The organism is Veronia nyctiphanis (genome assembly GCF_004116385.1).
Lineage (GTDB): Bacteria > Pseudomonadota > Gammaproteobacteria > Enterobacterales > Vibrionaceae > Veronia > Veronia nyctiphanis.
Genome location: NZ_PEIB01000118.1, coordinates 1 through 303 on the forward strand (window position 1 = coordinate 1; position 303 = coordinate 303).

The window sequence follows — 303 nt, forward strand, 5'->3', positions numbered from 1 at the left end:
TGGCCTGCCACATCGTCGGCATTGTAGGCCTGACCCCCGACGGTCGGTGCCGCCGGCACAATGGCAAAGTCATCATCAACATCGGCGGTGATGTCCTTGCTCACCGTCACCGGCGCAGCGCCATGGCTGTTGCCCGCCTCGTCATACACCGTCGCGTTAACGGTGATCTGCCATCCGGGAATAACGCCAGCAGCCCCGACGGCACGGTAAACGGCGACGTGGTCAAGGTGGTGGTCTCTGTCTGGGTGCCGTTCGTCAAGGTGAGCACCACCTGTTGCGTGTCCGGGTCGACCCCTGTGAGGG

The 303-nt window shown here is 63.7% G+C and carries 1 protein-coding gene; it reads right to left on the bottom strand.

What is annotated here, in order from left to right; genetic code table 11:
• A partial coding sequence (locus CS022_RS25150; RefSeq protein ID WP_161569758.1) for a hypothetical protein occupies nt 1–303 on the bottom strand: 303 nt, incomplete at both ends.